Genomic DNA, 786 nt, shown 5'->3' with positions numbered 1-786 from the left:
GGCCGCGGAGATCCGGGAGATCCACACCGTGCACAAGGGAACGTACGGCGTCCGCCGCGTCCATGCCGAGCTGCGCGGCTTCGGGCACACCGTCAACCGCAAGCGCGTCGAGCGCCTCATGCGCAGGCACGGGATCGAGGGCCGCCATCTGCGGCGGCGCAAGCGGACCACAGTTCCCGACCGGCTCGCGCCACCGGCCCCGGACCTCGTCCAACGTGACTTCTCCGCAGGGAAGTTGAATGAGAAGTGGTGCGGCGACATCACATACGTACAGGTCGGCGGGACGTGGCTGCATCTCGCCTGCGTCCTGGACACCTGCTCGCGCCGAGTGCTCGGCTACTCGATGGCCCCGCACATGCGCGCCGAGCTGGTCATCGACGCGCTGAAGATGGCGATGGCGGCCCGTGGCGGCACCGTCGACGGGGTGATCTTCCACGCGGACAGGGGCTCGCAATACACGTCCGCCGCGTTCGCCCAGGTCTGCGACGGCTACGGGATCCGCAGGAGCATGGGCCGCGTCGGCTCGAGTTACGACAATGCCCTCGCCGAGAGTTTCTGGCAGGGACTCAAGAGGGAGACGATGCACCAGAGGCTGTTCTCGACGATGCGTCAGGCGAGGCTGGAGATCTTCCAGTGGCTCACCTACTACAACGCCCGCAGACGCCACAGTGCCCTCAACTACCTCTCGCCAGCCGAGTTCGAACAACAGCACCAGAGAGGACGTAGAATCACACTCGCAGCATGAACCCCTGTGTCCACACTCCGGGGGACGCCTCAGGGGTGCTT

The 786-nt window shown here is 66.3% G+C and carries 1 protein-coding gene; it reads left to right on the top strand.

Going from position 1 to position 786, the window contains the following annotated elements; genetic code table 11:
* A partial coding sequence (locus tag NBY69_RS37130; protein WP_250306690.1) for an IS3 family transposase occupies positions 1 to 745 on the top strand: 745 nt, incomplete at its 5' end.
* Between the last annotated feature and the right edge of the window lie 41 nt (positions 746 to 786).

This window comes from Streptomyces sp. A 4/2, assembly GCF_940670765.1.
Classification (GTDB): Bacteria; Actinomycetota; Actinomycetes; order Streptomycetales; family Streptomycetaceae; genus Streptomyces.
This window is presented reverse-complemented; position numbering and strand designations above follow the sequence as displayed.